Origin of the sequence: Aneurinibacillus migulanus (assembly GCF_001274715.1) — a bacterium.
Classification (GTDB): domain Bacteria; phylum Bacillota; class Bacilli; order Aneurinibacillales; family Aneurinibacillaceae; genus Aneurinibacillus; species Aneurinibacillus migulanus.
Genome location: NZ_LGUG01000004.1, coordinates 1,866,209 through 1,888,908 on the forward strand (window position 1 = coordinate 1,866,209; position 22,700 = coordinate 1,888,908).

The window sequence follows — 22,700 nt, forward strand, 5'->3', positions numbered from 1 at the left end:
AGGACGGCTTTTTGTGTGCAAGCAAACTATGCCCGTATGTCAATACGGTTACCTAGATGCGGCTGCACGCTTTTTTCTAATAGTTCCATCATTTGTGCGCCAGCTTCCTTTTGCGTATCCATGGCTTTTTTAGTAACGGCCAGGCTAACGGCAGTACCAAGTGAAGCGGCTTTTAATGATGTGGCCATAGCGGCGATATCCATTCGTGTCTCCCTCCTTCTTATTCGCAGTTTTTGTTTAATCCAGATATGTGGTGTTGGGGGGAACCTATTTATCGCGTTCCAATGGACAACAAGACCACGATATGTGCAACTAACCATCAGTGAGAAAAGAAGAAAATCTTCACTCATGGAAGCTTCACTTTATATATCGGCGTATTTTCTCCTTGTAATAAATTTTAGGTGTATGGCAGGGAATGAACGGACGGAGGCGAATCAGATTATCATAATGTTATCACTTTCTTCATAAAACATAGGAATTGGAAAAGGAGTCGATACAGTAAGATGAACCAAGAAGAATATATCCGCTCGTTATTCGTTCAACCAGACGAAGTACTTGACCACGTCACCAAGAGTATTAAGCAACAAGGGATGCCCTCCATCTCTGTCTCGCCAGAGGGTGGTACATTTCTGACGATGCTTGTACGTATTGCAGGTGCGAAACAAATCCTCGAAATCGGCGCACTTGGCGGGTATAGTGGCATTTGCCTGTTGAGGGGACTTAGAAAGGAAGGCCACCTAACCTCGCTCGAATTGAAGCAGGAATATGCCGATCTTGCCCATGAAAACTTGAAAAAAGCCGGGGTGGGCGAGCAGGTAACATATCGCATCGGTGAGGCGTTGGATAGTTTAGAGCAGTTGGAGAAGGAAGGGAAAACATTCGATTTCTTCTTTATTGATGCCGACAAACCAAACTATTCGAATTATCTGGAGTACTGCATCCGCCTTGCTAATCCTGGAGCTATTATTGTCGCAGACAATGTACTATGGCATGGCCGCGTCTACGATGAAACGGATCAAGAAGACTCTACAAGAGCGCTTCGTGCTTTTAATGAAAAAATAGCGGAGGATAGCCGCCTGGAATCGCTGCTCATCCCGATTGGAGACGGCATGGCTACGGCAAGGGTGAAAGAAAAATAAGAAATTCCGGACTGTCGAAAAACTTCGGCAGTCTTATTTTATCTTTTTACAGTATGAAAATACTACGTATTAAAATAAAATGAAAAAATCTCTCTTCTCTTCTACCCAAACTACCTTATAAATGGATGAGAACGTACGCTTCAACATATAGTAAAGATGGGAGGTGAGATGATGACAATTGGATTGACAGCAGAAGAAATCAAAGAACGCCTTGCTTCCGCTTTTACTATTGAAGAGATGAAAGAGGCAGTGCAGGATATCATTATAAAAAATAACTGTCGTATTGAGCATCAATTGCCTGATTTTCTCCATAAATACTTAACGGTTAATGAATATGAAATGGATGATGAAATTGAACATGATATGCAGATAAGATTTTATTAAAAAATGTTTCATCCTCTTTTTATGGTGGTAATGATGTAGCATAAACTAACGAAAATACATAAAAGAGGATGGTTGGACGTGAATACTCAAACGATATCAACGAATGAACAGACATTTCCATTCGCTTGGATGGAGGATTTTGAAGAATACCCGGCGATGTTGGATAATACAGCGGAGCGCTCGGAATTACTTTCCCGTCTGTTGTATGAGAAATATCCGCTCATTAAGTGGCTGAACTACGAATCAGGCCAACCGGTATTGGAGCTTATCTCCAATCGAGAGACAAAAAAAATCAGGAGCATTAGGTTTGGGCATCGAACCCGAGCGAAGAAACTGGTATTCTTCTACAAAGGACAGGAGCAACAGGCATGGTTTCCGCAAGTAGAAATTAATGGTGTATTCGTCTTTATCCATCATGATGAATATCCTGTTCAAGTAGTTGAATGCACGAGCCGGTACCTAGCACTGAAATACGCACGCCGGTTTCTGGCCCGCAAACATAAGAGCGCAGTATAATCAGAACCCCTTCTGCACTATCGCAGAAGGGGTTCTTGTATTTTCATATTCTTAGGCATTGTTAGGCGCCTGTTTGCGCTTTTGGTCACTTGTTAGCCAATCGAAGCCTCGATTAATAATAAGAGCACACAATAGGGAGGCCGCAAACGTAGCTACATAAATGGCTAACAGATATAGCGTCGAAGCAAGCTTGTTATGGAAAATCCATTCAATCGTAAAATTCTCATTCATAATCCGGTTCCCATACACAATGAATGCCGGATGAAGCAGATAGATATAGAATGTAAGCCCTTTCTGAAAGCGAAGATGCAGTGCATCAATAACATAATGCAATAGGGCAGCACCTGATACGAGCAGCACGAACGTTGCCAGCACAAAAGTCAGATGGTTGGCTGTGTACAGCTTAGACGAAAGGATAAAGTAGATCATACTTAATCCGGACAGAGCCAATAATCCGACCAGAATCGTTTTCTGGCGTTCAAGGAACGTAAAAATCGTTTCCCGGTACCAATACAGTAGATGACCCAGGTAAATTGTGAAAATCCATGTCGGCAAAAAGTGACGCACTCCTAATCCAAGCCATCCATGAGCTACGATATTAATATACGCATACTGTATAACAAGGAAGAACACGCTGAAAAATGCAACCGTACGCTTTGTAAGAAGGCGGTGGAATGCATATGCGAATACGTAATACTGGCATAGCATAAAAATAAAATATAAGTGGCCTGCGGTTTGACCGGTAAGCACATCTTTCCAATCCGCCACCTGTAGTGGTATATCTTTGCGCAGGATGAAGAAATACAGAATACTCGATAGCAGGAACGGTATATAAATATACTTCATTTTTCCTTTGAAGAAGCGTTTGCCTGATACGCTTTTGCCGTTTAGGCTATGAGCCGTGAAAAAACCGGTAATAATCGCCAAAAAAACCGTGCCGTAGCGGCTAATCTGGTTCAGCGCCGTCTCCCAGAATGTCCACTGGATAAAGTCATCAACATCAGCAGTGTAATGGCCGGCAAGGACAAGGAATGAAGACAGAAGCTGTACAAAGAATAGTGAAGAGAAAAGCCTTTTATCTGAATACATATCGTTTCCTCCATTGTAAAGTTGCCTTTGTACCATCTATGCACAGATTATAAGGGTATTGAGCACTATGTCAATGTAAAATCCCCCCTATTAAAGCACAAGAGAAAAAAATAAGCAGAAAGTTTCATAAAAGTTCAACTTTATACATGGCAAGTATAGGGACTGATTTACAGGATAAGCTATAGATGGAGGTGGAAATAATGTCAAAACGTGTAAAGTATACACCTACGCTCGATCACAAGCGTCAGCAAAGCAATCAGGCAACTCCAGGTAAACAGGATAGCGAATTCGCAAGTTACACGGATACTCAAGAAACACGCATGGACAAGTTGCAGCCAGGTGGAGAATCACAGACTAAGTACCCGCGTCATGAATAGATTTGGCCCCGGAAATCCCGGGGTTTTTCAAAAAGCCTGTTGTCATGTAACAAAAGAAAAAGCCAGCGGTCATACATTGATCACATATTTGTAACCCGACATTAATATGGAACTCCTATAATATGGATATATATCTGCTATGTGTTTTATTCTTGCCAGTTGCGGTGTCTTTCTTACATAGAGTTACATATTTTAGCCTAAGGAGAGTGCTGCGGTATGGATTATAACATTATTGTCCTAAGCGGAATGATTTTTCTAATTGTATGTGCATTACTGGGAGTTGTTCCGGCCTTGCTCTATTATGTATTGAAGAAAAACGCAAGCGCATAAAAGCAATAAGCGGAAATCGTGCCTGAATGACATAGAAGGCACGGTTTTTTTGTAAGTATAATAAAGTAAATCTTCTATATCGTCCGTTAGTTGGACCGTTGCTTCGCCGCCGCATACTAACCGAACATACCGTTCGCTTTGCTCTTCGGGAAGCATATTATCGGCCTGACTTGATCACAGAGCAAGAAGTGAGTGCGATGCTCGCTCCCATGATCGCATCATTCCACTTGCCCATCTGCAGCGCTTGAATCAAGAACTCCCTCATTCCGAACTTGTCGTCATTCCGGAAAGTGGCCATTTTCTACATGAAGGGAAGTGGCAGGAAGTGAACTCTCACACCCTTTCCTTCTTATGTTAAGATATCTAACACAAAACAAGTTAACTTATGGATTCACCTTTCCGAATTCGTTATAATGAAAGGGCAAGCAAGAAGGAAAGGATGGACATACATGAGTGGTATTGTAGGTTTTTTGGGGAATCGCAGTGCGGTTCCAATTCTGCTCGATTGCCTGGATACACTGGATTATCGAGGCTACGATTCAGCTGGTATTGCGGTATCCGACACGCAGCATATTGAGATCAGAAAGACGGTCGGCAGGGTGAAAGACCTGCGTACGCACCTGCTGCGCGAACCGGTGAAGCAAGGCACACTGGGTATCGGCCATACTCGCTGGGCCACCCATGGTACGCCGTCGGTAACGAACTCCCATCCTTTAACGGGTTGCGATCATCGCTTTACCGTTGTACATAATGGAATTATTGAGAATTATCCGCAGGTAAGGCGGATGCTTGCAAAAGAAGGACATATATTTAAAACAGAGACGGATACGGAGGTTATTCCCCATCTGCTCGAAGAATATGATACAGGTGATTTAGAGACGACAGTACAGAAAGTGCTGCCGATGCTAAAAGGCTCTTTTGCGCTGGCGATTATGTCTGAAGCGCAACCGGATATGATTGTTGCGGTCTCGCAGGATAATCCACTCGTACTTGGGCTGGGACGCAGAGAAGCGTTTCTCGCATCGGATATTCCCGCGCTTTTGCCGTATACACGTCAAATTTATCCGATTAAGAACGGTGAGATTGCTACGCTTACACCAGGCAAGGTCACTCTCAAGCAAATGGACGGCACGGTGGTAGAACCGGCGTATTCGCTTGCCGATGAAACGGTATATGACATGCTTCAGCATGATTATGAGCACTACATGTTAAAAGAGATTTTCGATCAGCCGAAGGCCCTGGAAGATACGCTGGCGAATCGTCTGACACCGGACGGTGTACAACTGCCTGAACTGGAGAAGGTATGGATGGCGGAAGCACTGCAGACTTTACGTAGAATCGATATCGTGGCCAGCGGTACGTCCAATCATGCCGGCATCATTGGAAAGAAAGCGCTGGAAAAAGTACTTGGTCTGCCGGTCGAAGTATCGTATTCATCCGAATTCATCCATGAACATGCTAGACTCGATGAAAAGGCATTGGTCATCCTTTTAAGCCAATCCGGCGAGACAGCGGATACGCTCTCGGCACTGCGTGAGGCAAAGAAATGGGGCTGCCCGACATTAGCTATTACGAATACGGCGGGAAGTACGATTTCCCGTAAGGCGGATTGCACATTGCTGACGAAAGCGGGACCGGAGCTGGCGGTCGCTTCGACCAAGGCCTATACATCACAAATTGCAGCGTTGATGCTCCTGTCTCTCTGGATGGCACAGGAGCTTGAAACAGGCGATGAGGAGCAGCGAGAGAAGTTGTTGATGGCGCTGAACCGTTTGCCACGCGATGTAGACTCGACGCTGGTTATGACACACGATGCGATTGATCAATTCGCCCAGTTAATCGACGATCAGGAGCACTTATTTTTGATAGGACGAGGTCTTGATTATGTATTGGCGCTTGAAGGTGCGTTAAAGATACAAGAAGTGGCGTACATTCATGCAGACGCCTATGCTGCGGGCGAAATGAAGCATGGCACGATGGCACTCATCACGCCAGGCGTTCCGGTGATTGCCCTGGCGACCCAGCAGCGCGTGTTTGACAAGACGATCAGCAATATTAAGGAAGTAAAAGCGCGTGATGCCTTCGTTGTCGGTATTACTCGTGTTGGTGACGATTTGCTGGCGGAGGAAGTGGATGAAGTCATGTATATTCCGGATACGCATCCGTTACTGATGCCAATTTTGGCTGCGATTCCGCTGCAGCTTCTGGCTTATTATTCTGGCAAGGTGCGCGGTCACGCCGTAGACAGGCCCCGTAACCTAGCGAAAAGTTTGACGGTTGAATAGATAAGATATACCCAAAAATTGTTCATGTTGTTGATTTTATCTAATTTTGTCACATGGTTTCAAGCTAAGAATATCACAAGGGAAAGGTCTTGTATCCTTTATTTTAAAGGAATTTCAAGGCTTTTTTCTTTATTAACAGGTTTAGTATCTCTTTTATCTAAGAAATTGAACGGTCATTATATTTTTCATCTGTGTTGCAAGGTATTATGTTGATGATATCTACCTATCCACGGAAGAATCCATTTTGATCAATCTTTTTTTCAAAATGGATTCTTCTTATTTATCATAAAATGGGGTAGTACCAGCATCGATGGCACCACCCGCAAAAATAGTATTAGTCTCATCTAAAAAATCGAAACAGCGTAGTCTGGGACAAGAAAATAAAGTCCTAGACTACGCTGTTTTTATTGAACTATCGATACCCGTTAGTACAGGTAAACGGAAATCGACGAAATCAAAAAAGGCAATAAATATTTAAAATCTGCATTAACAGAAGCAGCTCATTCAGTTGGTGCTTTCAAAAACTACGTCGGTGCATTATATCGGCGAACATTAGCACGAAAAGGTAGAAAAAGAGCAGCGATTGTAGTTGCCCACGCCATGATTAGTGGGGTCTCCTCCAAGGTGGCTTGCATCGATAATCTCAAACGATTTTGTTTCGGGAAACGCGCTATACAGCTTCTCAAGTGTTGCTTTGCCAACCTCATCCACCTTGACTTGTTATTTCTACCATGGTGTTTCAGTTTTGTGTTCAATAACTTGTAATACTTTTGGTTCAAGAGCTTTTTTCATTTGTTCCTTTGAATGATTGTTTTTAGGAATTTCTCCATTTTGTTCAGCTTGAATTTGTCCTTCAGCCTGTGTATTTGCAATCACATCAATCACTTGTTGTTTAGAGACATTTTTAGATGCTGCAATCTCCACAACAGATTTACCTTTTGCTAATTCTAGTTTTAATTCTGTTGGGCTAATTTTTAGTAAAGAAAACAGTTTTTCATCGTTTAAAAAGGAATCAGCAGTATAATCAGGCTTACCATTTGTAGAGAAAAAACCTTCTACTGAAGATGTAGGCCCACCTCCGATCAGGGAAACACTTATTGTATTGCCCTGAACAAATACCTGGTAGAACGGTGTTTTTGATCCCTTTTCGGTGTAATTCAACATAAACGTTTTTTGATTCGGATTCTCCATTTGCTCCATACTAAACTCGTACTTATCAATGTTGCCATACATTTTATCAATGAGATAATCTACCTTCGCCTTGATTTCTTGATCGGTTAAAGAAATGATTGGCTTCTCCTTAGGCTCCCAATTCTCTTGATTCACGTGTTCAATCTCACCCGTAATACCGTTAGTATCAAGTCTAATCTTTTTGCCTGTTCCTCCTTTTTCCTGCAGTACGATGCTTATTTGGATCGCTTTCATTTTGGTTGAATTAGTGGGGTCTCCTCCAAGGTGGCTTGCATCGATAATCTCAAACGATTTTGTTTCGGGAAATGCGCTATACAGCTTCTCAAGTGTTGCTTTGCCAACCTCATCCACCTTGACTTGTTCAGTGGTCATTGGTGTTCTAGTAAGCATTTCAATCAGGGAAGGGGCCGCAAATACTGCGGTTGGAATCAAAATCGCAGCAGCAACTATTCCACCAATTAATCGTTTTTTCATGGTTATTTCGCTCCTTTTTCGTTGCAAATATTGAGAATAAGATTGTTCTATTCGTTTGGAAATGGCCGAAGGGCACTCCATAGTTTCTGCCTCTTTGTGCAGATGTTCACGGATTTTGCGTTCAATAGTCATTGATCTTTTCCATCCTTTCCAGGGGGAGATTCCATAAGTTTTTTCGAAGCGCCTGAAGGGCAGCATGATATCTGGACTTGACTGTACCCAGCGGAATACCGAGCAATGTCGCGATTTCCTCAAGAGTATAGTCGTGAAAAAAGCGGAGGATAATCACCGTTCGCTGTTTGTCGGTCAGTTTTTGGATTGCCTGCGATATCTCTTGGTTAGTCCCCTCCGTCATCACAGTGGGGTGATCCCAATGATGATCTTCCCGAGAGAAGATACGGATGCGTTCAAAAATTCGGAATCTCCTCCAGTTCTTGACCCGAAATCTTTGCACTTGGCGGATTACCAAGCCGTGTAGCCAGAAGTGGAAAGGACGGTTCGTATCGTAGTTGGCAAGTGAGGTCCACATTTGCATATAGATTTCGTTCATGACATCTTCCCGATCCTGCTGATGATCCACCAGAAAGGAGACCGTCCGGTAGACATCCCGATAGGTGGCCTCATACATCGTTTGAAACGCCTGTTGATCTCCTTCTATCATTTTTGTGAGTAATTGGTACATATATTCACTTTGCATTCAGAGGGCCCTCCTGAGTAAGTAGCTTACACACTATATTGTCTCTCTGTCGAAAAAAAGTTCGGTTCTTTATTTTTTTTTTGGTGTGGAGGCGTGTAAACAGGGGAAAAAGTGAGGTTTTATCGGGTAGCAGAGTGGTTTTTCATTTTACAAACCAAGCTTCACGCTGGCAACCTTCCACGATTTCAGAAGGAATTACTGGACACCGCTGTCTTGATCGACCGTCTTGTACATCATGCTCATATCATAGCTTTCATAGGTGTTTTTATATAGCATATATAGGCATCTTGAATTATTTACACATTTGCATTATTAACAGAAGGGAGTTATCCGGTGTCTCTACTACGCAAAAAAAGCAACCTATATATATACATCTGATTTGATACATCGACAAATTCTCGTGGTGAGAGGGAAGAAAAGAAGGAAGGGCGGTGGGTGGGAGCGGTTGGAAAAAGACACGTTTGCCTTTCTTCTGCTAGAAGTGTAATTTATATAAATCTCTAGAAAACAAACCTCATACTGGAGGGATTAAAAATGGAAACAATTAAAGAAATTGTAGCAGAACGAAGAACTTATACAGCTACTCAAGACACTCATTCTCATCGTTATGCTCAGCTAATCTTGCCTCTTGAAGGAGAACTTTTTATAGAGACAGGAACACAACACCTTAGACTAGATCACCATACATTATTTTTTGTTCCTCCTGAGTGTGATCATACTTTTCATGCAGTTGTACGTAACGAGTTTTTGGTTTTAGATATCCCTCATTTTATGTTAGCCAAGAGCAAGTTACAGAATAGAGGAATTTCCTATAAATTAAATAATCAATGGAAAGGGATTCGATATCTTATTCTGAATGAAATCGATAAACAATCTTTACATGGACCTGCTCTTAAAGAGCTTTATCCATATATTTCACATCATTTACTCCAAGAACAACAACCTAAGTCTATTAGGTATATTCATGAACATTACAATGAGAATATTACGGTAGATAAATTAGCCTCACTTGAACATTACCATCGTTCATATTATTCGGAATGGTTTTTAGAAAAAACTGGAAAATCCCCTTCTGCATATATACGGGAAGTGCGTTTAAATAAAGCAAAAGAATTGCTTCGTGATACAGATTTGCCTATTTTACACATTGCTATTCAAGTAGGTTTAGAACATCAATCTTCCTTAACACGTTTATTCCAAAAATATGAGGAAATAACACCAAGCCAATTTCGAACAAAGTATAAATAATGTTGCTTTGGTTTTACCTGTTAAAACAGGACGCAGTGAGGGCTAACAACTGGTTATTTATGACTCCAATTTTTGGATATATAGTAGCTGCTATTTTTTTAAACGAATCTATTACTATTTTTGATGTTACAGCAACAGTATTTGTAATAACTGGATTACTACTTTCAGGAAACATAGCCATCCACCCTATAAGTATAGTACTTTCTAACTCAAAAGAAGGTAGGGTCTCACCACACATCCATAAAGTTAAGAAATTTGTTGAATTCTTATAGACAACTGTGAAAATAAAGTTGTAGACTGGCAACGGCATCAGCTAACGGGGAGATTAGTTACTCGATAGCTTTTTCAGAAATAAATAAAGACGCTATTATTATATACGAACCAATATTCTGATTCAGAGGTGAAGAGTATGGATTTCTTTAACGAGCTGGATCGGTATATAAATGAGATTAAAGAGCGTATTTCTGCATCAGCAGCAATATGTGTTATAAAAGACAACAGAATCGTACATGAATGATATTCTGGATTTCACCATTTTCATAAGGGTGCCAGGAAGGAAGATGAACTTTCCCAGTTTAATGTTTATTTAACAAGGGTTACATAGGTTGGTCTTGCTACTGCTATCGCTATAAATGATGGCGCAATCAAAAGCCTTGATGATCCAATTAGCAGGTATGTTATGAATTACGACAGTAAAATTCTCGGTAATACAACAATAAGACATTTAGTTACAAGGACAACGGGCTTATAATTTCAAGGTAATAGCGTAGTATGTAAATTTGAAAAGGGTATATTATTTGAGGGGAAAAAACTGAGGTATTGGCAGCGATTATTAAGAATGCAACAGGAAAAACTGTTTCGAAATCATTAGTGAACGAGTGTTTAAACCTTTAGGAATGACTCAAACGGAGTGGAGAACCGAAGGTAAAGAAACCCTAGTTTGTGACATAAATGATCCTAATAGCTATCCTACTTTGAGACTTGAATCAAATGAAGGTAGTGATCGTAATCTCTATGTTAGCACGAGGGAGCTCGCTTCATGGGGGAACTTGCATCTCGGCGGAAAGAATAGATTCGATTACATTTCTGATATTCAAAGGTTTGGTAATCTTAGTCCGGTTGTTTTAAACCAACACTCTAAAGTTGGTTAGTCTAATGCAAGAAGAGACTCTCCATATCGGCTGTCATGACAATTCCTGCACCTAAACATGAGTACGGAGTGTAACTGAGCAAGTATAATGTTATGAAAACAGGAGTGTAAAGATGATTCAAACCACAGAAAAGCTTGTACAATTGTTAAGGTCTGATCCAAGGATAGATGCCAGCATTCTTATATCTTATTGCCGCATAATATCAATGTACGGAGACAAGGAGGATGCAGCGGCTTTATTTCATATCTTCACAGAGCAGCCCTCTGATTATAGGCGTACGCTATTGCTTGATTCTGTTATGAGATGCGGAGACTTGGCACTGGCTGAGGAAGTAGATCATTTTTGCTTCGATCAAGGACAACTCAAGGAAGGCATGCCAAGCGAAGTTTTACATGTACTGGGGTATATGGGGTATGAGAAATACATCGATTATATGGTGGATTGCATTTGTGCAAACGACTGGTACCTATCCAAAGATACCTGCTTGGGACTGCTGCATCTTCCTTGTGAATCGTATCAGGAGAGGTTGGAAAGTGAGTTGGAAAAGGTATACGGACAGCCGCTTTTTCCTGAATTTTTACCAGCTCTGAGTTTTAAATTTACAAATGAACAGATCGTTCCCAGGCTGCTTGCGTGGGGAGAACAGGCGTCAACGGATTGTAATGCCGGGCTGATCCTGGGCATTTCCATGTTTGGACGTACGCAAAAAGAACAAATAAAATATATATTAATGGAACCATTTTGGGAAATGTACAGTACTGGTACGGGAAGCTATTGGTGGGGCTATATGGCCATGCAAATGGTTGAGCTGACGTTCAGCGAACTCATCTCGGCTCTCAAGGATCAGACACCTGTTGTTCAAGAACAAGCAGACTGCATCCCGGACAAACGGACGATGGAACACAGGCTTCATGTACTGCACGATTTGCTGGAATTGAAGCTAATTGGTGATCCAAATCCGGTAAGGTTTGCCCCGCTCAATCAAGAGCGGATAACCAGCCTCTACCAGGATTTGTTTCAGTGGAGTAATGAACATGAGGATGACTCAGTAACAGGAAGAATCAGCAGTTACTTAGGATACGGTCATCCGCTGTTGGAGAAGTACACGCAATTAAGAATGAGAATGGAAATGGGGATGAAGCAAGAGTTGGAATTGCAGGCCTGGGCAAGCAACGGCAAAATTAATATCTAAGAAACTCCTTTATTGTTGTGGACTTCCTTATTGTTATTCATGAAATAATACTCTTTTTTTCTCCATAAGAGTAATGCCAAGGTGCTACAAGTCATTTTTAGTGCATGAAGCGATTTTTTGGGTATATTCATTTGCTAATTCCCCTTTTTTCTTTAAATTAATTTTACTTTCTGAGATAAAAAGCCCGGCTAATGTAAGAATTGTCCCGGAGGCAGTCAGATATGTTATTTGTTCATGTAAAACAATGATAGAAGTAAATAGTGTAACGATGGGAACCACGTAAATATAGACGCTAGTTTTAACGGCCCCCAACACTTTAACGGCATAATTCCATGTAATAAAACAAAGAGCAGAAGCACCAAGACCCAAGAATAATATATTGAATAAGGAAACGGGATTTGCAAAACGTTCCAGTTTCAATTGAAAGTCAAACAGAAATAAAGCAGGGAGCATAAATAAAATTCCATAAAAAAACACTCTTTTTGTTGTTTGGATCGTATGATATCCGTAATTACTGATTTTTCTAGTCAATACAGCATAAATAGCCCAGATTAGAGTAGCCAATATGGCTAATAAATCTCCTAATGGGTTTAGGTGGAAATTTGAAGTTCCGTTAAAGCTGATGAGGAAGATACCGGTAATTGCAATAACAAATCCAATGAAAAAATTGATCCGTAATGGTTCCTCTTTTAAAAATAGATACGTAAGAATAACTGTAAAAAATGGTACAACGGAACTTATTATTCCTACATTAGAAGCCATTGTAAAAGTTAAGGCGATGTTTTCTAAAAGGTAATACAAAGTGACGCCACATAAACCAGCACATGCAAAAGTGAGCTCATGTTTTTTATTGGTTACTTTCAGTCGGTATGGGTATACAACTATTAACACAATAAATCCTATTACAAAACGAAAAAATAGGATATCAATAGGAGAAAAATTATTTAATAAAATTTTTGTAGCAATAAATGTTGTACCCCAAATCAAAATGGTGATAAGTGCTGATAAATGACCAGCAGTATTTTTGTTTTTCATTATCTCATCCTTTCCTGTAGTTGATTATTTAACATGGTGAATAAAAATATTTTGGTACTGTCCAGGTGTCAGTCCGATAAACTCCATAAAGAAATGGCTAAAATGACTTTGATCCACAAAACCGCTTTGCAGGGCGGCATCTAACGGTTTCACTCCTTGTTCCAATAGCTTCTTTGCTTCATTGATACGTACCGTTTGCAGATACCGATATGGGGTAATTCCTCGAAATCGGGTAAATGAACGCAACAAAGAATATTTATTCATATTTGAAATTCTTGCTAAATCATCTAAAGTAATACGCTCTTTATAATGTGCTTCTAGGTGCTGACAGATATTTCTGATTTTTTGTTCGTTCACTCCATCTTCTGTTTCTTTGGGTGTCTCGGCATATTCTTCAATTAATTGTTCAATAAGGAAATAAAATGTTTCTTCCTTCTTAAAATTGGGTGATTCGTTCATAATCATCTCATGAAGATTATGTAATAAACTTGTTTGTTCACTTCGATAAGCAACTGGATTCGTGAAATGAGGAAGATAATCTGTTCCGGTAATCTCTTTTGTCACTTTTCGCATAATTTCAGGCTTAATATTCAAACAACGATAAGCTAAAGTTTTGTTGTCAATCTGTTCACAAGCATGGTTATCTAGGGGATTAAAAAATATTAGATCACCTGTACCTATGACATACTCTTTGTTTTTGCAAGATAATCGTCTTTGTCCATTTTCTATAAACCCAATTACATAGTATTCATGGAAGTGATTTGGGAATTTTTGCATGATTCCATGAAAATGGTAGGCTTCAATTTGTAAATCATGATCGAAGCGAACCGTTCTTTCTTCTTGTACCATATGAACAACCTCTTTTCGCTATTATGAAAGTAAGTGTAGCACATATTTTTTAACTTCTATTGTACGATATTGACTAAATAAAAAATGGGCGTGGCAATTATAAAGACTGCTACGCCCATTTTTTATTTTAAAACGCCCTACCTGGTCAGATTAATAAAAAATATTGTTAAATTCGGGTTACAGTTCAAGTCCAGGACAATGTCACGTATTTATGAGTTTGAACGTTCTTTCAGGGAAATCTCGAGGAGCTTCCGACTCCCTTAGATAAACGTAAAAAATGTTGATTTCAGAGCAATTACTTCTCACCCTGACATGAATTGTTTCTCCTATTCTTTTCATTTAAAATATTTTAGGAAAGGGAGTGTTATTGGAATGGATATGAACATTTTCATTGTTGAAGACGATACTTCCATATTTGATTTGCTAAAGGAAAGGCTAGAGAAATGGTCTCTCCATGTTACAGGACCGGATAATTTCCATGATGTATTGGGGTCTTTTTTGAATGAACAACCTCATCTTGTCATCTTGGATATTCAACTCCCAAAGTATGACGGCTTTCACTGGTGTCGCGAGATTCGTGCAGTATCGAAGGTACCCATTCTTTTTCTATCTTCTAGGGATCACCCGATGGATATGGTTATGGCAATGAATATGGGAGCGGATGACTACATTCAGAAACCGTTCAACATGGATGTATTGCTTGCTAAAATTCAGGCCATTCTTCGTCGCACATATGCCTACGGAGAAGAGACGGCCGATATTATCGAATGGAATAGTGCACTCATCGATATGAAACGTGGCGTAATCCGTAAGGATGGAAAAGAGGTCGAATTGACGAAAAACGAATTTTTCATTCTTGCTGTCCTCGTCAAGGCGAAGAATGAGATTCTACCACGCCATGATCTCATACGAAAGCTATGGGAAGATGAACACTTCGTCAATGACAATACACTGACGGCGAATATAACACGATTGCGCCAGAAGCTAGCAATCCTCCAATTGGAAGAAGCAATCGTTACAAAAAAAGGATTGGGCTATATGGCAATCACTTTATAGGGGGGCACATAAAAGGGGTGTTTATACGCTATGTTAGTAGTATGAAAAGTTGGATTCTATTGTTTATGATGTTGCTCGGTTTCACCGACTTACTTATTTTGCTTGATAAAGGAATATCTATAAAAATTGGCTCTATCGTTTATTTGAACGTCCTTTTTCTTCTTTCCTTTATATGCTTCTTTATTTGGCGATATAGAAAAGAAACGAAATATACAATAGCGCTTGTTGCAATCACCGAAGAAATGAATGACGATTGGCTAGAAACATTGCCGAGACCCGAGTATTTACGGGATGAGGTGACGAGTGAAGTATTACGTACGGTGGCGATTTTTTTTAGACAAAAGCTGTCTGACTGTAAAAGGGCACATCTAATTGAAAATGATTACACTGCCTCCTGGGTGCACGAAGTAAAAGCACCCCTCACAGCCATGAAACTGACAATCGATGCTCATCGTAGTGATCCGGTTATGCGAGAAATCGAAGCAGAATGGCTACGGATCTATTTGCTTATCGACAGGCAACTGTACATTTCGCGTCTGCCTTTCCTAGAGTCGGATTATATTTTGGAAGAAACAGCTATTCAGCAGCTTGCAGCGAAAGAAGTTCGTGAATTGGCCTCGTGGTGCGTGGAGAACAACATTGCGGTCGAATTCGAAGGGGAAGATACAAAGGTCATAACGGACAGCAAATGGTGTCAGTTCATCATCCGACAATTATTGACTAACGCTGTGAAATACAGTCCGGATGGCGGAACAATCGTTATTTCGACTGAAATCATGCAAACCGGCAATGTCATACTGATGATTAAGGACGAAGGGCCTGGAATCCCAGCACATGACCTGCCGCGCATTTTTGATAAAGGGTTCACAGGTGGAAACGGAAGACTTCAAAATGCAGCGACCGGACTTGGGTTGTATCTTGCGCAGACCGTTGCCGCCAAAATTGGGATTACACTCGAAGTACAATCCGAACCAACAAAAGGAACAGTTATGCGTATGATGTTCATAACACAAAATGACTTCGAATCCATCCGAACAGAATTACTAACGTAAAAATATCCCTCGTACTTGGGTTGCTCATCTTTGATGATGTTTATTTAAATCTAAATCTATAGAGTTTCAGGTGTCATACTAATGGAAACAATTAAAGAAATCGTTGCAGAGCGAAAACCTTATACAGGTCATCTAGACAATTATTCTCATTCATATGCCCGTCATGGTTGTAGCATTCAAGTCGGTTTGGGACATCAATCGTCATTAACACGTTTGTTCCATAAATATGAGGAGTAAATATATGATATAAGTTCGAAAATGTTGGCAGCTCCCCTTATATATAAATTACACTTGATAGTTTGACAGGGTAGCGTGGTTGGAAGTAGGTGATTCAGAAAAAGAAGAGGTTGGATGCGCTCTGCGCTCCAGCAGAAGAAAGGCAAACGTACCTTTTTCTGACCGCTCCCGCCCACCGCCCTTCCTTCTTTTCTTACCTCCTACCACAAGAATTTGTCGATGTATCAAATCAGATGTATATAGATAAGCCTACCAAGCAGTCGGGATTTTCCTGGCTGCTTGTTTTATGATTTTGGCCGCTTTATTTTACGGTTATTCCTTTTAATGCTTACCTTTACTTTTACCAATGTGACAATAATGTCACGTTGCCTTTCCCATTTGTCATCTAAAACGTACGACAAAGCCTGTTGGACACAATACAATAAGGCTAAAGCAAACTTGGAGGTTTATGTATGAATCAAATATATTCGCAAAAAACAATGTTACATGCTCAGAATGTTCGTAAATCATATGGGACGAAAGGTAGCGCACAACAAGTGTTGAAAGGTATCGAGCTTCGCGTTATCGAGGGTGAATTTGTTGGAATCATGGGACCATCCGGCTCAGGAAAGACAACTCTTCTAAATGTCCTTGCTACCATCGACCGCCCAACGGAAGGGATGATTCTCATCGAGGACACAGACATTTCAAAAATGAAAGATGCCGAACTGTCCGCTTTCCGTCGTGATAAACTGGGTTTCATCTTCCAGGATTATAATCTGCTTGACACGTTGACAGTAAAGGAAAACATCCTTCTTCCCATATCCCTTGGGAAAATGAAAAAAAAGGGGGCGGAAGATGAGTTCAATACAATTGCCAATATTCTCGGCATAAAAGACTTGGCGCATAAATACCCACATGAAATATCGGGTGGTCAAAAACAGAGGACTTCCGCTGGTCGCGCCCTCATCCATCGGCCATCTATGGTATTTGCGGATGAACCAACAGGCGCACTTGACTCCAAATCAGCTTCCTCGTTATTAGGAACATTGGAAGATCTTAATAAAGAACGTGGCGTGACCATTGTGATGGTGACACATGATCCTGTTGCCTCAAGCTATTGCAGCCGCGTTATCTTTTTGAAAGACGGAATGATCTACTCCGAATTGTACCGCGGCGACAAAACGAGGCAGGCCTTTTTCAAAGACATTATGGATGTGCAGGCTGTTCTCGGGGGTGACAACGTTGTCGTTATTTGAACTTGTCATCCGCAGTATACGAAAAAATATTAAGCACTATTACCTCTATTTTTTCGCACTCATTTTCAGCACCGGCCTTTATTTCGTCTTTGCGACATTACAGCATGACTCATCCATTGTCCGTATGACGAGTAAGGATGTTAACTTCGCCACTTCGTTCCAAGTGGCGGGAATTCTGCTGCTTCTTATCGTTACCGTATTCACGGTATATGCGAACAGTATCTTTCTGAAACGCCGTAGTAGGGAAATCGGGTTATATCAATTGATCGGCTTGACAAGGAAGGGGGTGGCACGTTTTCTTATTATCGAAAATGTACTGCTGGGTGTGGGTGCGCTTCTATTGGGTATATGCAGCGGCGCTCTTGTATCGCGCCTCTTCCTTCTCATTCTTATGAAGCTGCTAAGTTTCGAGGGATTTATCGCAGTGACGTTCTCCGCTCCAGCTGCACTTCAAACAGTTATCGTGTTTGCAGCGCTTATCGTGCTCACTTCGATACAGATGCTGCGAATGGTCTATCACAACACACTGTTTGAACTGTTTAATGCCGACAAACAGGGCGAGCATCCTAAAAAGCCGAAAACCATTGTTGCAGCGTTCTTTGCTTTACTCGGTATCGTGCTCATTGGATACGGCTATCAACTTTCAGGTCACATGGTTAACGACATGTTGTTTTTTAACATGCTCTCGGTCCTTTTTTCGACAATTTTGGGTACATATCTTCTGTTCCGGGTCACGATTAGTTGGCTTTTCTATCAGTACAGAAAGGGCAAAAATGGACACCTCGGATTGATGAACAGTTTGTCACTCGCACCGCTTATGCACCGAATGAAAGCAAATGCCAACTCGCTTACATTAATCACAGTGCTGTCGGCGATGACGCTTACGATGGTCGCGATGACCTACTCGCTTTATTTTTCCGCTGAAAAGGATACCCGTATCTACCTGCCATACGATTTTATTTTCGAAAACAGTGAGAAGGATGCAAGGTCGTTCAGCGTGGAGTTGCAGAAGGAAGGTATTAAATTCGTTCATAAACCGATTGAAGCCGTGCGGGTTATGGGAGGGTTCCGTGAACCGAACAATAAATCGAACGGTGGTTACCATGGGATGCTCTTTCTTCCTGCGGAACAGCTTCTGGAAGCTGGAGCAGATATTAAAGTGCCTGGAAAAGGAGAAGCAGTTGCTTACGATGGTCGAGTGAATCTCGATGGGAGGAACAACGAAGATGAAATGAAATTTCCACAGGATATCGAACTGAAAAATAGTGGTGGTACAGATGCGCTTCAACTGACAGGACTCAACGCTAAATATGTCATAAATTATAATCTATATGGCCTTCAACTTGTAACACCAGAGTCAACCGTAAAGGAACTTAGAGAGAAGATGCTAACTTCTCATGATCATGAAGTGGTTCGTATTGATACGTACCAGATTCCGGAAAAAAGGGAGCGTGCCAAGGCATCTAGACTGTATGCGAAGTATGTGCAGGAAGACAAATTTATGCCCGACTTCTATAGTCAATACGAAGCTTCTCTGCAAAAGTATGGATTATTTATTTTCATCTCGGGATTTCTTGGTCTCGTCTTTCTCATCTCGACCGGCAGTATCCTATATTTCAAGCAGATGACGGAAGCGGAGCAGGAAAAAAGGAGCTACACGATACTGAGACAACTTGGCTTTGACATAAAAGACATCATGAGAGGAATTGTCCGCAAACAACTATTCGTCTTCGCTATACCGCTTTTGATTGGGCTTTTGCATTCCGCATTTGCTGTCAAAGCAGCATCGATATTAGTCCTATCCGATATCACCGTACCGTCGGTGATTGCGATGAGTGTGTACGCATTGATTTACTTTGTTTTTGCAGTTTTAACAATTGGTTATTACAGAAAAATCGTTAAAAACGCAATGTAGGAACAGAAATAAAGCGTGAAACCAATCTTACAAGTCAACGTTAAAGGAGAAGAGGAGTCATGAAAAAATGGGCAGTAGCAGCATTAATTATTGTTATTCTCGGAGCTCTATTTATTTTTACGTCAAGAGATGTAGTCGATCGCTTCAACCCACTCATCAAACAAGAATATGTATATGTCCAAATTAATAAACCGGCAGAACCTGATAATGGTCGATTTAAGTACAAGCTGACTGGATACAATGCGGAGGGCAAAAAGAAAAATGTGAATTTTACAGCAAGCATTGAGTTGCCAAAGGGGACCTATCTAAAAGTATTGGCAAAAGGCTTTTATGTTCAAAAATGGGAAGAGGTTAAAGCAGAAGATATACCGAAAGAAATCAAGTGGTGACTGCGCGCGATTTGTTTGGCACCGAAAATCCAATCGGGCAACCGGTTCGCTTTAAGAATACGACTGTAATTGTGTTCGGTGTGTTTACAATGGAGAAGTTCAGTTTGGATTTCTTGAATATGGAAAGGGCCTATATTCCGATTCGCTTCTGGAAGGAACTGTCGGGTGGAGGGAATGTGGAAACACTTGAGGTAAGCGCTGTTTCCAAAGCAGCATTAAAACCCGCGATGAAACAGGCAAAAGATTTCCTGATTCGCAAAGCACCTGGCGCATAGCGTAAAGATATCTTGCTACAATTCTTGCTCGAATCCCTCAATTTGTCGTTCATTGGTGGCATCATCGGAGCATCACTTGGCATCGGTATATCAGCAATCGGATTGTCGTATGCTCATCTTCATTCGCTTCCAGCAGAGCATATGGGACGCATCTAGAATCAATTTTATTGCCAGTAATGCTTATTCCTGTTTTCTTCTCCATTACTCTCCAAATCTCGAACCTCGTTAGATGTCAACGAGGTTTTCCTTTTATTAAAAATGTATCTGACGGACTAGGGCAGCTACCCTGTCTCCAAGCCTTGTAGGGTGCGGCTGTCAATTGATAATTATAATGTGACACATCATATTAATTATCGATTGAAAAGAATTTGGGGAACATTGCCTTAAATCTTGACCGTCTCCATTTTTGTCTTGACCGTAACCTTTTGCGGTACGAATTTCACTGTTAGTACGAATAAGCTCCCTTTCTAGACTAAATGATAACATCCCTCATTTATGAAGTTACAATTAAATCAAATCACAGAAGGGAGAAAACATTGATGCTATTAGATACAAAAAACAAAAAAATAATATTCGCTATGGTCATGCTCGTGTTATGGGGAACAGCAGGCGTAGTGTATGCGATTAAGAACAACCTTTTGTACTCGATCGTATCGTTTGCCGTCGTGTTAGGTATGGGAGTAAAACTCTATAACATAATGAAAGATCCAAACAAGTAGGATAAGGTGTTGTGTATGCTACTAAAAGTGAATCATTTAAACGGCTGGTATACGAAGGATATGCCAATTATTGATGATGTTCATTTGCAGGTTGAAGAGGGTAAAATATATGCCTTGCTCGGTTCCAATGGCTCTGGAAAAACAACCCTGCTCCATATTCTCACATCGATTCACGGTCAATATAGCGGGGAAATTTATTATTGCGGAGAGAAGCTGACACCCAGCAATGCGATGCGGCTAAAGCAACAACGATACTTTATCCCAGATCACCCGGACCTATTCGATGAAATGTCTCCGCTAGCATTTATGGAATTTGTGCATAGGCTATACGACAGAAGACTGGACATGCATCGATTGCAGGATTTAAGCGGAAAATTTATGTTCGAGAAATTCGTTCATCATAAAATAAATACATTGTCACTAGGCAACAGACAGAAAACGGCGTTAATCAATGCACTACTGCTTCAATGCCCGCTGCTCATTATGGACGAGCCATTGGTCGGCCTGGATATCGTGTCAATCGAAACGTTCTACCAAGAGCTGCGGGCATACGTAGCGCAAGGGAATTCTGTTCTACTGTCTACCCACCTGTTCCAGGTAGTCGAAAGTGTATGCGACGAGGTCTTTATTCTCCATCAGGGAAAAATTAAAGATTGTGTAACGGTAAGTAAGGAACGCTCAATGAAAGAGAAGTTCTTTCAGGTGATTAGGAATGAATAGAGCGAGATCTATATTCCATGTTCTGCTTCATGATGAGACTAAGGATAAAAAGTGGATGAGAGAAATCCTGGCTGTACTTGCCTTAATGGCAACCATTATGTTCATCATCCCGGCTCCTTATACAACATTCAGCATTCATTCGCTTGAAAATCTTCTTAAGGGAACGATTGCCGTTACGTTGTATTTATCGTTTCTATCGGCTATTTCCAAGGTGAAAGATCGAAAATACAAAATGCTGCTTTCCCTTCCGATTGACAAAAAAACGTTCATATTCCTGTACTCGCTTGTTGTGTATATAAAAAATCATATGCTCAGAGTCATGCCTATCATCCTATCTGTTCTTGTCGTGAGTGGATATTACGGTAAGCTAACGTTTCTTCAATGTGCCTTGGCGGTGATTGTATTTGCTGCTGCCGGATTTTTCACATCGTTATGCGGCATTACTGCCATTATCTTTGTCTATGACCACAATTTCATACGGTTCAAACCAAGACGCTCGCTCATGAAGTTCAGCTGGCTAAGAAGGGAGTTCGTCAGATTCTCTAGCGACAAAGTTATCCTTATTAACCACCTCGGTTACTCTGTGTTTATCCTTTTTTTTATCGTCAATGCGCTCACCACATTTCGTGTAGAAGGTGGATTTTTGCTGTTTGTATTAAGCTTACTATCGACATGCTCGACGCCAGGTGTGTTATTTTCGTATGAAAAGCCATATCGCAATTTACTGCAATCACTACCTGTGTCGATAAAAAAATTGTATTGGGGTAAATACGTATTCAGTATCACGATTACGGTGCCCCTATATGTAGCTGCCTATACGATCGTTTATGTATATGATCCACTCACATATACGATTGATTTACTCGTTCTCCTGCTGTGCTCACTAATGCTGATTACATTCATCAAGCTGTATTATGACTACAAGCGGCCTAATTACAACTGGAGCCACAGTCGTCAAATGTTCGAGCATCCGCGTAAATATAAGCTGTGGGGCATGTCGATGGCTGTGTCTGTAACATTGATGCTATACTCATATGTAACTATACTAGGAATATTGGCTGTGCAATTGCTTGTGACATGGTTCTTCCTATACCTGATCAAGAAGGGAGATACAGTCAATGAATCTTAGAACGTAAAGCCGG

Annotated in this window: 25 protein-coding genes; 18 read left to right on the forward strand and 7 right to left on the reverse strand. The window is 41.0% G+C overall.

Annotated features, from left to right (window positions below; all coding sequences use genetic code 11):
* Positions 1–26: 26 nt before the first annotated feature.
* Positions 27–203: a YjfB family protein gene (locus tag AF333_RS31710; protein ID WP_074715118.1), complete on the reverse strand. Its 177-nt coding sequence runs from the start codon at positions 201–203 to the stop codon at positions 27–29.
* Between the two features lie 300 nt (positions 204–503).
* Between AF333_RS31710 and AF333_RS10995 the strand changes: the two genes are divergently transcribed.
* From AF333_RS10995 to AF333_RS11005, 3 genes are all read left to right on the forward strand, one after another.
* Positions 504–1,139: an O-methyltransferase gene (locus AF333_RS10995; protein ID WP_043064529.1), complete on the forward strand. Its 636-nt coding sequence runs from the start codon at positions 504–506 to the stop codon at positions 1,137–1,139.
* A 171-nt stretch (positions 1,140–1,310) separates the two neighbouring features.
* Entirely contained in the window at positions 1,311–1,523 is a 213-nt protein-coding gene (locus AF333_RS11000; RefSeq protein ID WP_043064528.1) for a hypothetical protein, read from the forward strand.
* Positions 1,524–1,601: 78 nt separating this feature from the next.
* Positions 1,602–2,039: a hypothetical protein gene (locus tag AF333_RS11005; RefSeq protein WP_043064527.1), complete on the forward strand. Its 438-nt coding sequence runs from the start codon at positions 1,602–1,604 to the stop codon at positions 2,037–2,039.
* 51 nt (positions 2,040–2,090) lie between these two features.
* On the opposite strand, the gene AF333_RS11010 is transcribed toward AF333_RS11005, so the two are convergent.
* Positions 2,091–3,128, reverse strand: coding sequence for an acyltransferase family protein (locus tag AF333_RS11010; RefSeq protein WP_043064526.1), 1,038 nt, complete (start codon positions 3,126–3,128; stop codon positions 2,091–2,093).
* A gap of 200 nt (positions 3,129–3,328) precedes the next feature.
* On the opposite strand from AF333_RS11010, the gene AF333_RS33595 reads away from it, so the two are divergent.
* On the forward strand, positions 3,329–3,505 hold the full coding sequence (locus AF333_RS33595; RefSeq protein WP_158502308.1) for a hypothetical protein: 177 nt from the start codon (positions 3,329–3,331) through the stop codon (positions 3,503–3,505).
* 779 nt (positions 3,506–4,284) lie between these two features.
* Positions 4,285–6,120 (forward strand): glutamine--fructose-6-phosphate transaminase (isomerizing), encoded by a 1,836-nt coding sequence (gene glmS, locus AF333_RS11015; protein ID WP_043064525.1) that lies wholly within the window; start codon positions 4,285–4,287, stop codon positions 6,118–6,120.
* A gap of 726 nt (positions 6,121–6,846) precedes the next feature.
* On the opposite strand, the gene AF333_RS11020 is transcribed toward glmS, so the two are convergent.
* Together AF333_RS11020 and AF333_RS11025 are read right to left on the reverse strand one after the other, a co-directional pair.
* Positions 6,847–7,917: a hypothetical protein gene (locus tag AF333_RS11020; protein WP_173585719.1), complete on the reverse strand. Its 1,071-nt coding sequence runs from the start codon at positions 7,915–7,917 to the stop codon at positions 6,847–6,849.
* Complete coding sequence (locus AF333_RS11025; RefSeq protein ID WP_043064524.1) at positions 7,907–8,482, reverse strand: sigma-70 family RNA polymerase sigma factor; 576 nt, start codon at positions 8,480–8,482, stop codon at positions 7,907–7,909. Before AF333_RS11025 ends, AF333_RS11020 begins: the two co-directional genes overlap by 11 nt.
* Positions 8,483–9,016: 534 nt before the next feature.
* Here AF333_RS11025 and AF333_RS11030 point away from each other — a divergent pair.
* Both AF333_RS11030 and AF333_RS11040 read left to right on the forward strand, forming a co-directional pair.
* The gene (locus AF333_RS11030) at positions 9,017–9,730 is read left to right on the forward strand and encodes a helix-turn-helix transcriptional regulator (protein WP_043064523.1); all 714 of its coding nucleotides are present in this window, start codon (positions 9,017–9,019) and stop codon (positions 9,728–9,730) included.
* 1,263 nt (positions 9,731–10,993) lie between these two features.
* Positions 10,994–12,073, forward strand: a complete 1,080-nt coding sequence (locus AF333_RS11040) for a hypothetical protein (RefSeq protein WP_043064521.1) — start codon at positions 10,994–10,996, stop codon at positions 12,071–12,073.
* Between the two features lie 84 nt (positions 12,074–12,157).
* Here the strand turns inward: AF333_RS11040 and AF333_RS11045 are convergent, their stop codons facing one another.
* Both AF333_RS11045 and AF333_RS11050 read right to left on the reverse strand, forming a co-directional pair.
* Positions 12,158–13,108: a DMT family transporter gene (locus tag AF333_RS11045; protein ID WP_043064520.1), complete on the reverse strand. Its 951-nt coding sequence runs from the start codon at positions 13,106–13,108 to the stop codon at positions 12,158–12,160.
* A 24-nt stretch (positions 13,109–13,132) separates the two neighbouring features.
* Complete coding sequence (locus AF333_RS11050; protein ID WP_043064519.1) at positions 13,133–13,957, reverse strand: AraC family ligand binding domain-containing protein; 825 nt, start codon at positions 13,955–13,957, stop codon at positions 13,133–13,135.
* Positions 13,958–14,329: 372 nt separating this feature from the next.
* Here AF333_RS11050 and AF333_RS11055 point away from each other — a divergent pair, with 372 nt between their 5' ends.
* From AF333_RS11055 to AF333_RS33600, 3 genes are all read left to right on the forward strand, one after another.
* A complete protein-coding gene (locus AF333_RS11055) occupies positions 14,330–15,013 on the forward strand; it encodes a response regulator transcription factor (RefSeq protein ID WP_043064518.1) in 684 nt (227 codons plus the stop codon).
* Between the two features lie 17 nt (positions 15,014–15,030).
* Positions 15,031–16,065, forward strand: a complete 1,035-nt coding sequence (locus tag AF333_RS11060; RefSeq protein WP_043064517.1) for a sensor histidine kinase — start codon at positions 15,031–15,033, stop codon at positions 16,063–16,065.
* 81 nt (positions 16,066–16,146) lie between these two features.
* On the forward strand, positions 16,147–16,302 hold the full coding sequence (locus AF333_RS33600) for a hypothetical protein (RefSeq protein WP_158502306.1): 156 nt from the start codon (positions 16,147–16,149) through the stop codon (positions 16,300–16,302).
* A gap of 48 nt (positions 16,303–16,350) precedes the next feature.
* Here AF333_RS33600 and AF333_RS34995 read toward each other — a convergent pair whose 3' ends face one another.
* Positions 16,351–16,530 carry a hypothetical protein gene (locus AF333_RS34995; protein ID WP_235496362.1) on the reverse strand — a complete coding sequence of 60 codons (180 nt, stop codon included), beginning with the start codon at positions 16,528–16,530 and terminating at the stop codon, positions 16,351–16,353.
* Between the two features lie 224 nt (positions 16,531–16,754).
* On the opposite strand from AF333_RS34995, the gene AF333_RS11065 reads away from it, so the two are divergent.
* The 8 genes from AF333_RS11065 to AF333_RS11095 all read left to right on the forward strand — a co-directional run bounded on the left by AF333_RS11065 (position 16,755) and on the right by AF333_RS11095 (position 22,687).
* A complete protein-coding gene (locus AF333_RS11065) occupies positions 16,755–17,540 on the forward strand; it encodes an ABC transporter ATP-binding protein (protein ID WP_043064516.1) in 786 nt (261 codons plus the stop codon).
* Complete coding sequence (locus AF333_RS11070) at positions 17,527–19,455, forward strand: ABC transporter permease (RefSeq protein WP_043064515.1); 1,929 nt, start codon at positions 17,527–17,529, stop codon at positions 19,453–19,455. Before AF333_RS11065 ends, AF333_RS11070 begins: the two co-directional genes overlap by 14 nt.
* 59 nt (positions 19,456–19,514) lie before the next feature.
* A complete protein-coding gene (locus AF333_RS11075; RefSeq protein ID WP_043064514.1) occupies positions 19,515–19,844 on the forward strand; it encodes a YxeA family protein in 330 nt (109 codons plus the stop codon).
* Positions 19,838–20,119, forward strand: coding sequence for an ABC transporter permease (locus AF333_RS11080; protein ID WP_235496364.1), 282 nt, complete (start codon positions 19,838–19,840; stop codon positions 20,117–20,119). Before AF333_RS11075 ends, AF333_RS11080 begins: the two co-directional genes overlap by 7 nt.
* Before the next feature lie 12 nt (positions 20,120–20,131).
* Entirely contained in the window at positions 20,132–20,275 is a 144-nt protein-coding gene (locus AF333_RS33605) for a hypothetical protein (RefSeq protein WP_158502304.1), read from the forward strand.
* 383 nt (positions 20,276–20,658) lie between these two features.
* A complete protein-coding gene (locus AF333_RS11085) occupies positions 20,659–20,838 on the forward strand; it encodes a hypothetical protein (protein WP_043064512.1) in 180 nt (59 codons plus the stop codon).
* Positions 20,839–20,853: 15 nt separating this feature from the next.
* Positions 20,854–21,558, forward strand: a complete 705-nt coding sequence (locus AF333_RS11090; protein ID WP_043064511.1) for an ABC transporter ATP-binding protein — start codon at positions 20,854–20,856, stop codon at positions 21,556–21,558.
* Positions 21,551–22,687 carry a hypothetical protein gene (locus AF333_RS11095; RefSeq protein WP_043064510.1) on the forward strand — a complete coding sequence of 379 codons (1,137 nt, stop codon included), beginning with the start codon at positions 21,551–21,553 and terminating at the stop codon, positions 22,685–22,687. Before AF333_RS11090 ends, AF333_RS11095 begins: the two co-directional genes overlap by 8 nt.
* Positions 22,688–22,700 lie beyond the last annotated feature (13 nt).

What these genes read in the sequence shown, in the direction of transcription:
- AF333_RS31710 (WP_074715118.1), bottom strand. Translation starts at nt 203, where the DNA reads ATGGATATCGCCGCTATGGCCACATCATTAAAAGCCGCTTCACTTGGT.
- AF333_RS10995 (WP_043064529.1), top strand. Translation starts at nt 504, where the DNA reads ATGAACCAAGAAGAATATATCCGCTCGTTATTCGTTCAACCAGACGAA.
- AF333_RS11000 (WP_043064528.1), top strand. Translation starts at nt 1,311, where the DNA reads ATGACAATTGGATTGACAGCAGAAGAAATCAAAGAACGCCTTGCTTCC.
- AF333_RS11010 (WP_043064526.1), bottom strand. Translation starts at nt 3,128, where the DNA reads ATGTATTCAGATAAAAGGCTTTTCTCTTCACTATTCTTTGTACAGCTT.
- AF333_RS33595 (WP_158502308.1), top strand. Translation starts at nt 3,329, where the DNA reads ATGTCAAAACGTGTAAAGTATACACCTACGCTCGATCACAAGCGTCAG.
- glmS (WP_043064525.1), top strand. Translation starts at nt 4,285, where the DNA reads ATGAGTGGTATTGTAGGTTTTTTGGGGAATCGCAGTGCGGTTCCAATT.
- AF333_RS11020 (WP_173585719.1), bottom strand. Translation starts at nt 7,917, where the DNA reads ATGACTATTGAACGCAAAATCCGTGAACATCTGCACAAAGAGGCAGAA.
- AF333_RS11025 (WP_043064524.1), bottom strand. Translation starts at nt 8,482, where the DNA reads ATGCAAAGTGAATATATGTACCAATTACTCACAAAAATGATAGAAGGA.
- AF333_RS11030 (WP_043064523.1), top strand. Translation starts at nt 9,017, where the DNA reads ATGGAAACAATTAAAGAAATTGTAGCAGAACGAAGAACTTATACAGCT.
- AF333_RS11040 (WP_043064521.1), top strand. Translation starts at nt 10,994, where the DNA reads ATGATTCAAACCACAGAAAAGCTTGTACAATTGTTAAGGTCTGATCCA.
- AF333_RS11045 (WP_043064520.1), bottom strand. Translation starts at nt 13,108, where the DNA reads ATGAAAAACAAAAATACTGCTGGTCATTTATCAGCACTTATCACCATT.
- AF333_RS11050 (WP_043064519.1), bottom strand. Translation starts at nt 13,957, where the DNA reads ATGGTACAAGAAGAAAGAACGGTTCGCTTCGATCATGATTTACAAATT.
- AF333_RS11055 (WP_043064518.1), top strand. Translation starts at nt 14,330, where the DNA reads ATGGATATGAACATTTTCATTGTTGAAGACGATACTTCCATATTTGAT.
- AF333_RS33600 (WP_158502306.1), top strand. Translation starts at nt 16,147, where the DNA reads ATGGAAACAATTAAAGAAATCGTTGCAGAGCGAAAACCTTATACAGGT.
- AF333_RS11065 (WP_043064516.1), top strand. Translation starts at nt 16,755, where the DNA reads ATGAATCAAATATATTCGCAAAAAACAATGTTACATGCTCAGAATGTT.
- AF333_RS11075 (WP_043064514.1), top strand. Translation starts at nt 19,515, where the DNA reads ATGAAAAAATGGGCAGTAGCAGCATTAATTATTGTTATTCTCGGAGCT.
- AF333_RS11085 (WP_043064512.1), top strand. Translation starts at nt 20,659, where the DNA reads ATGCTATTAGATACAAAAAACAAAAAAATAATATTCGCTATGGTCATG.
- AF333_RS11090 (WP_043064511.1), top strand. Translation starts at nt 20,854, where the DNA reads ATGCTACTAAAAGTGAATCATTTAAACGGCTGGTATACGAAGGATATG.
- AF333_RS11095 (WP_043064510.1), top strand. Translation starts at nt 21,551, where the DNA reads ATGAATAGAGCGAGATCTATATTCCATGTTCTGCTTCATGATGAGACT.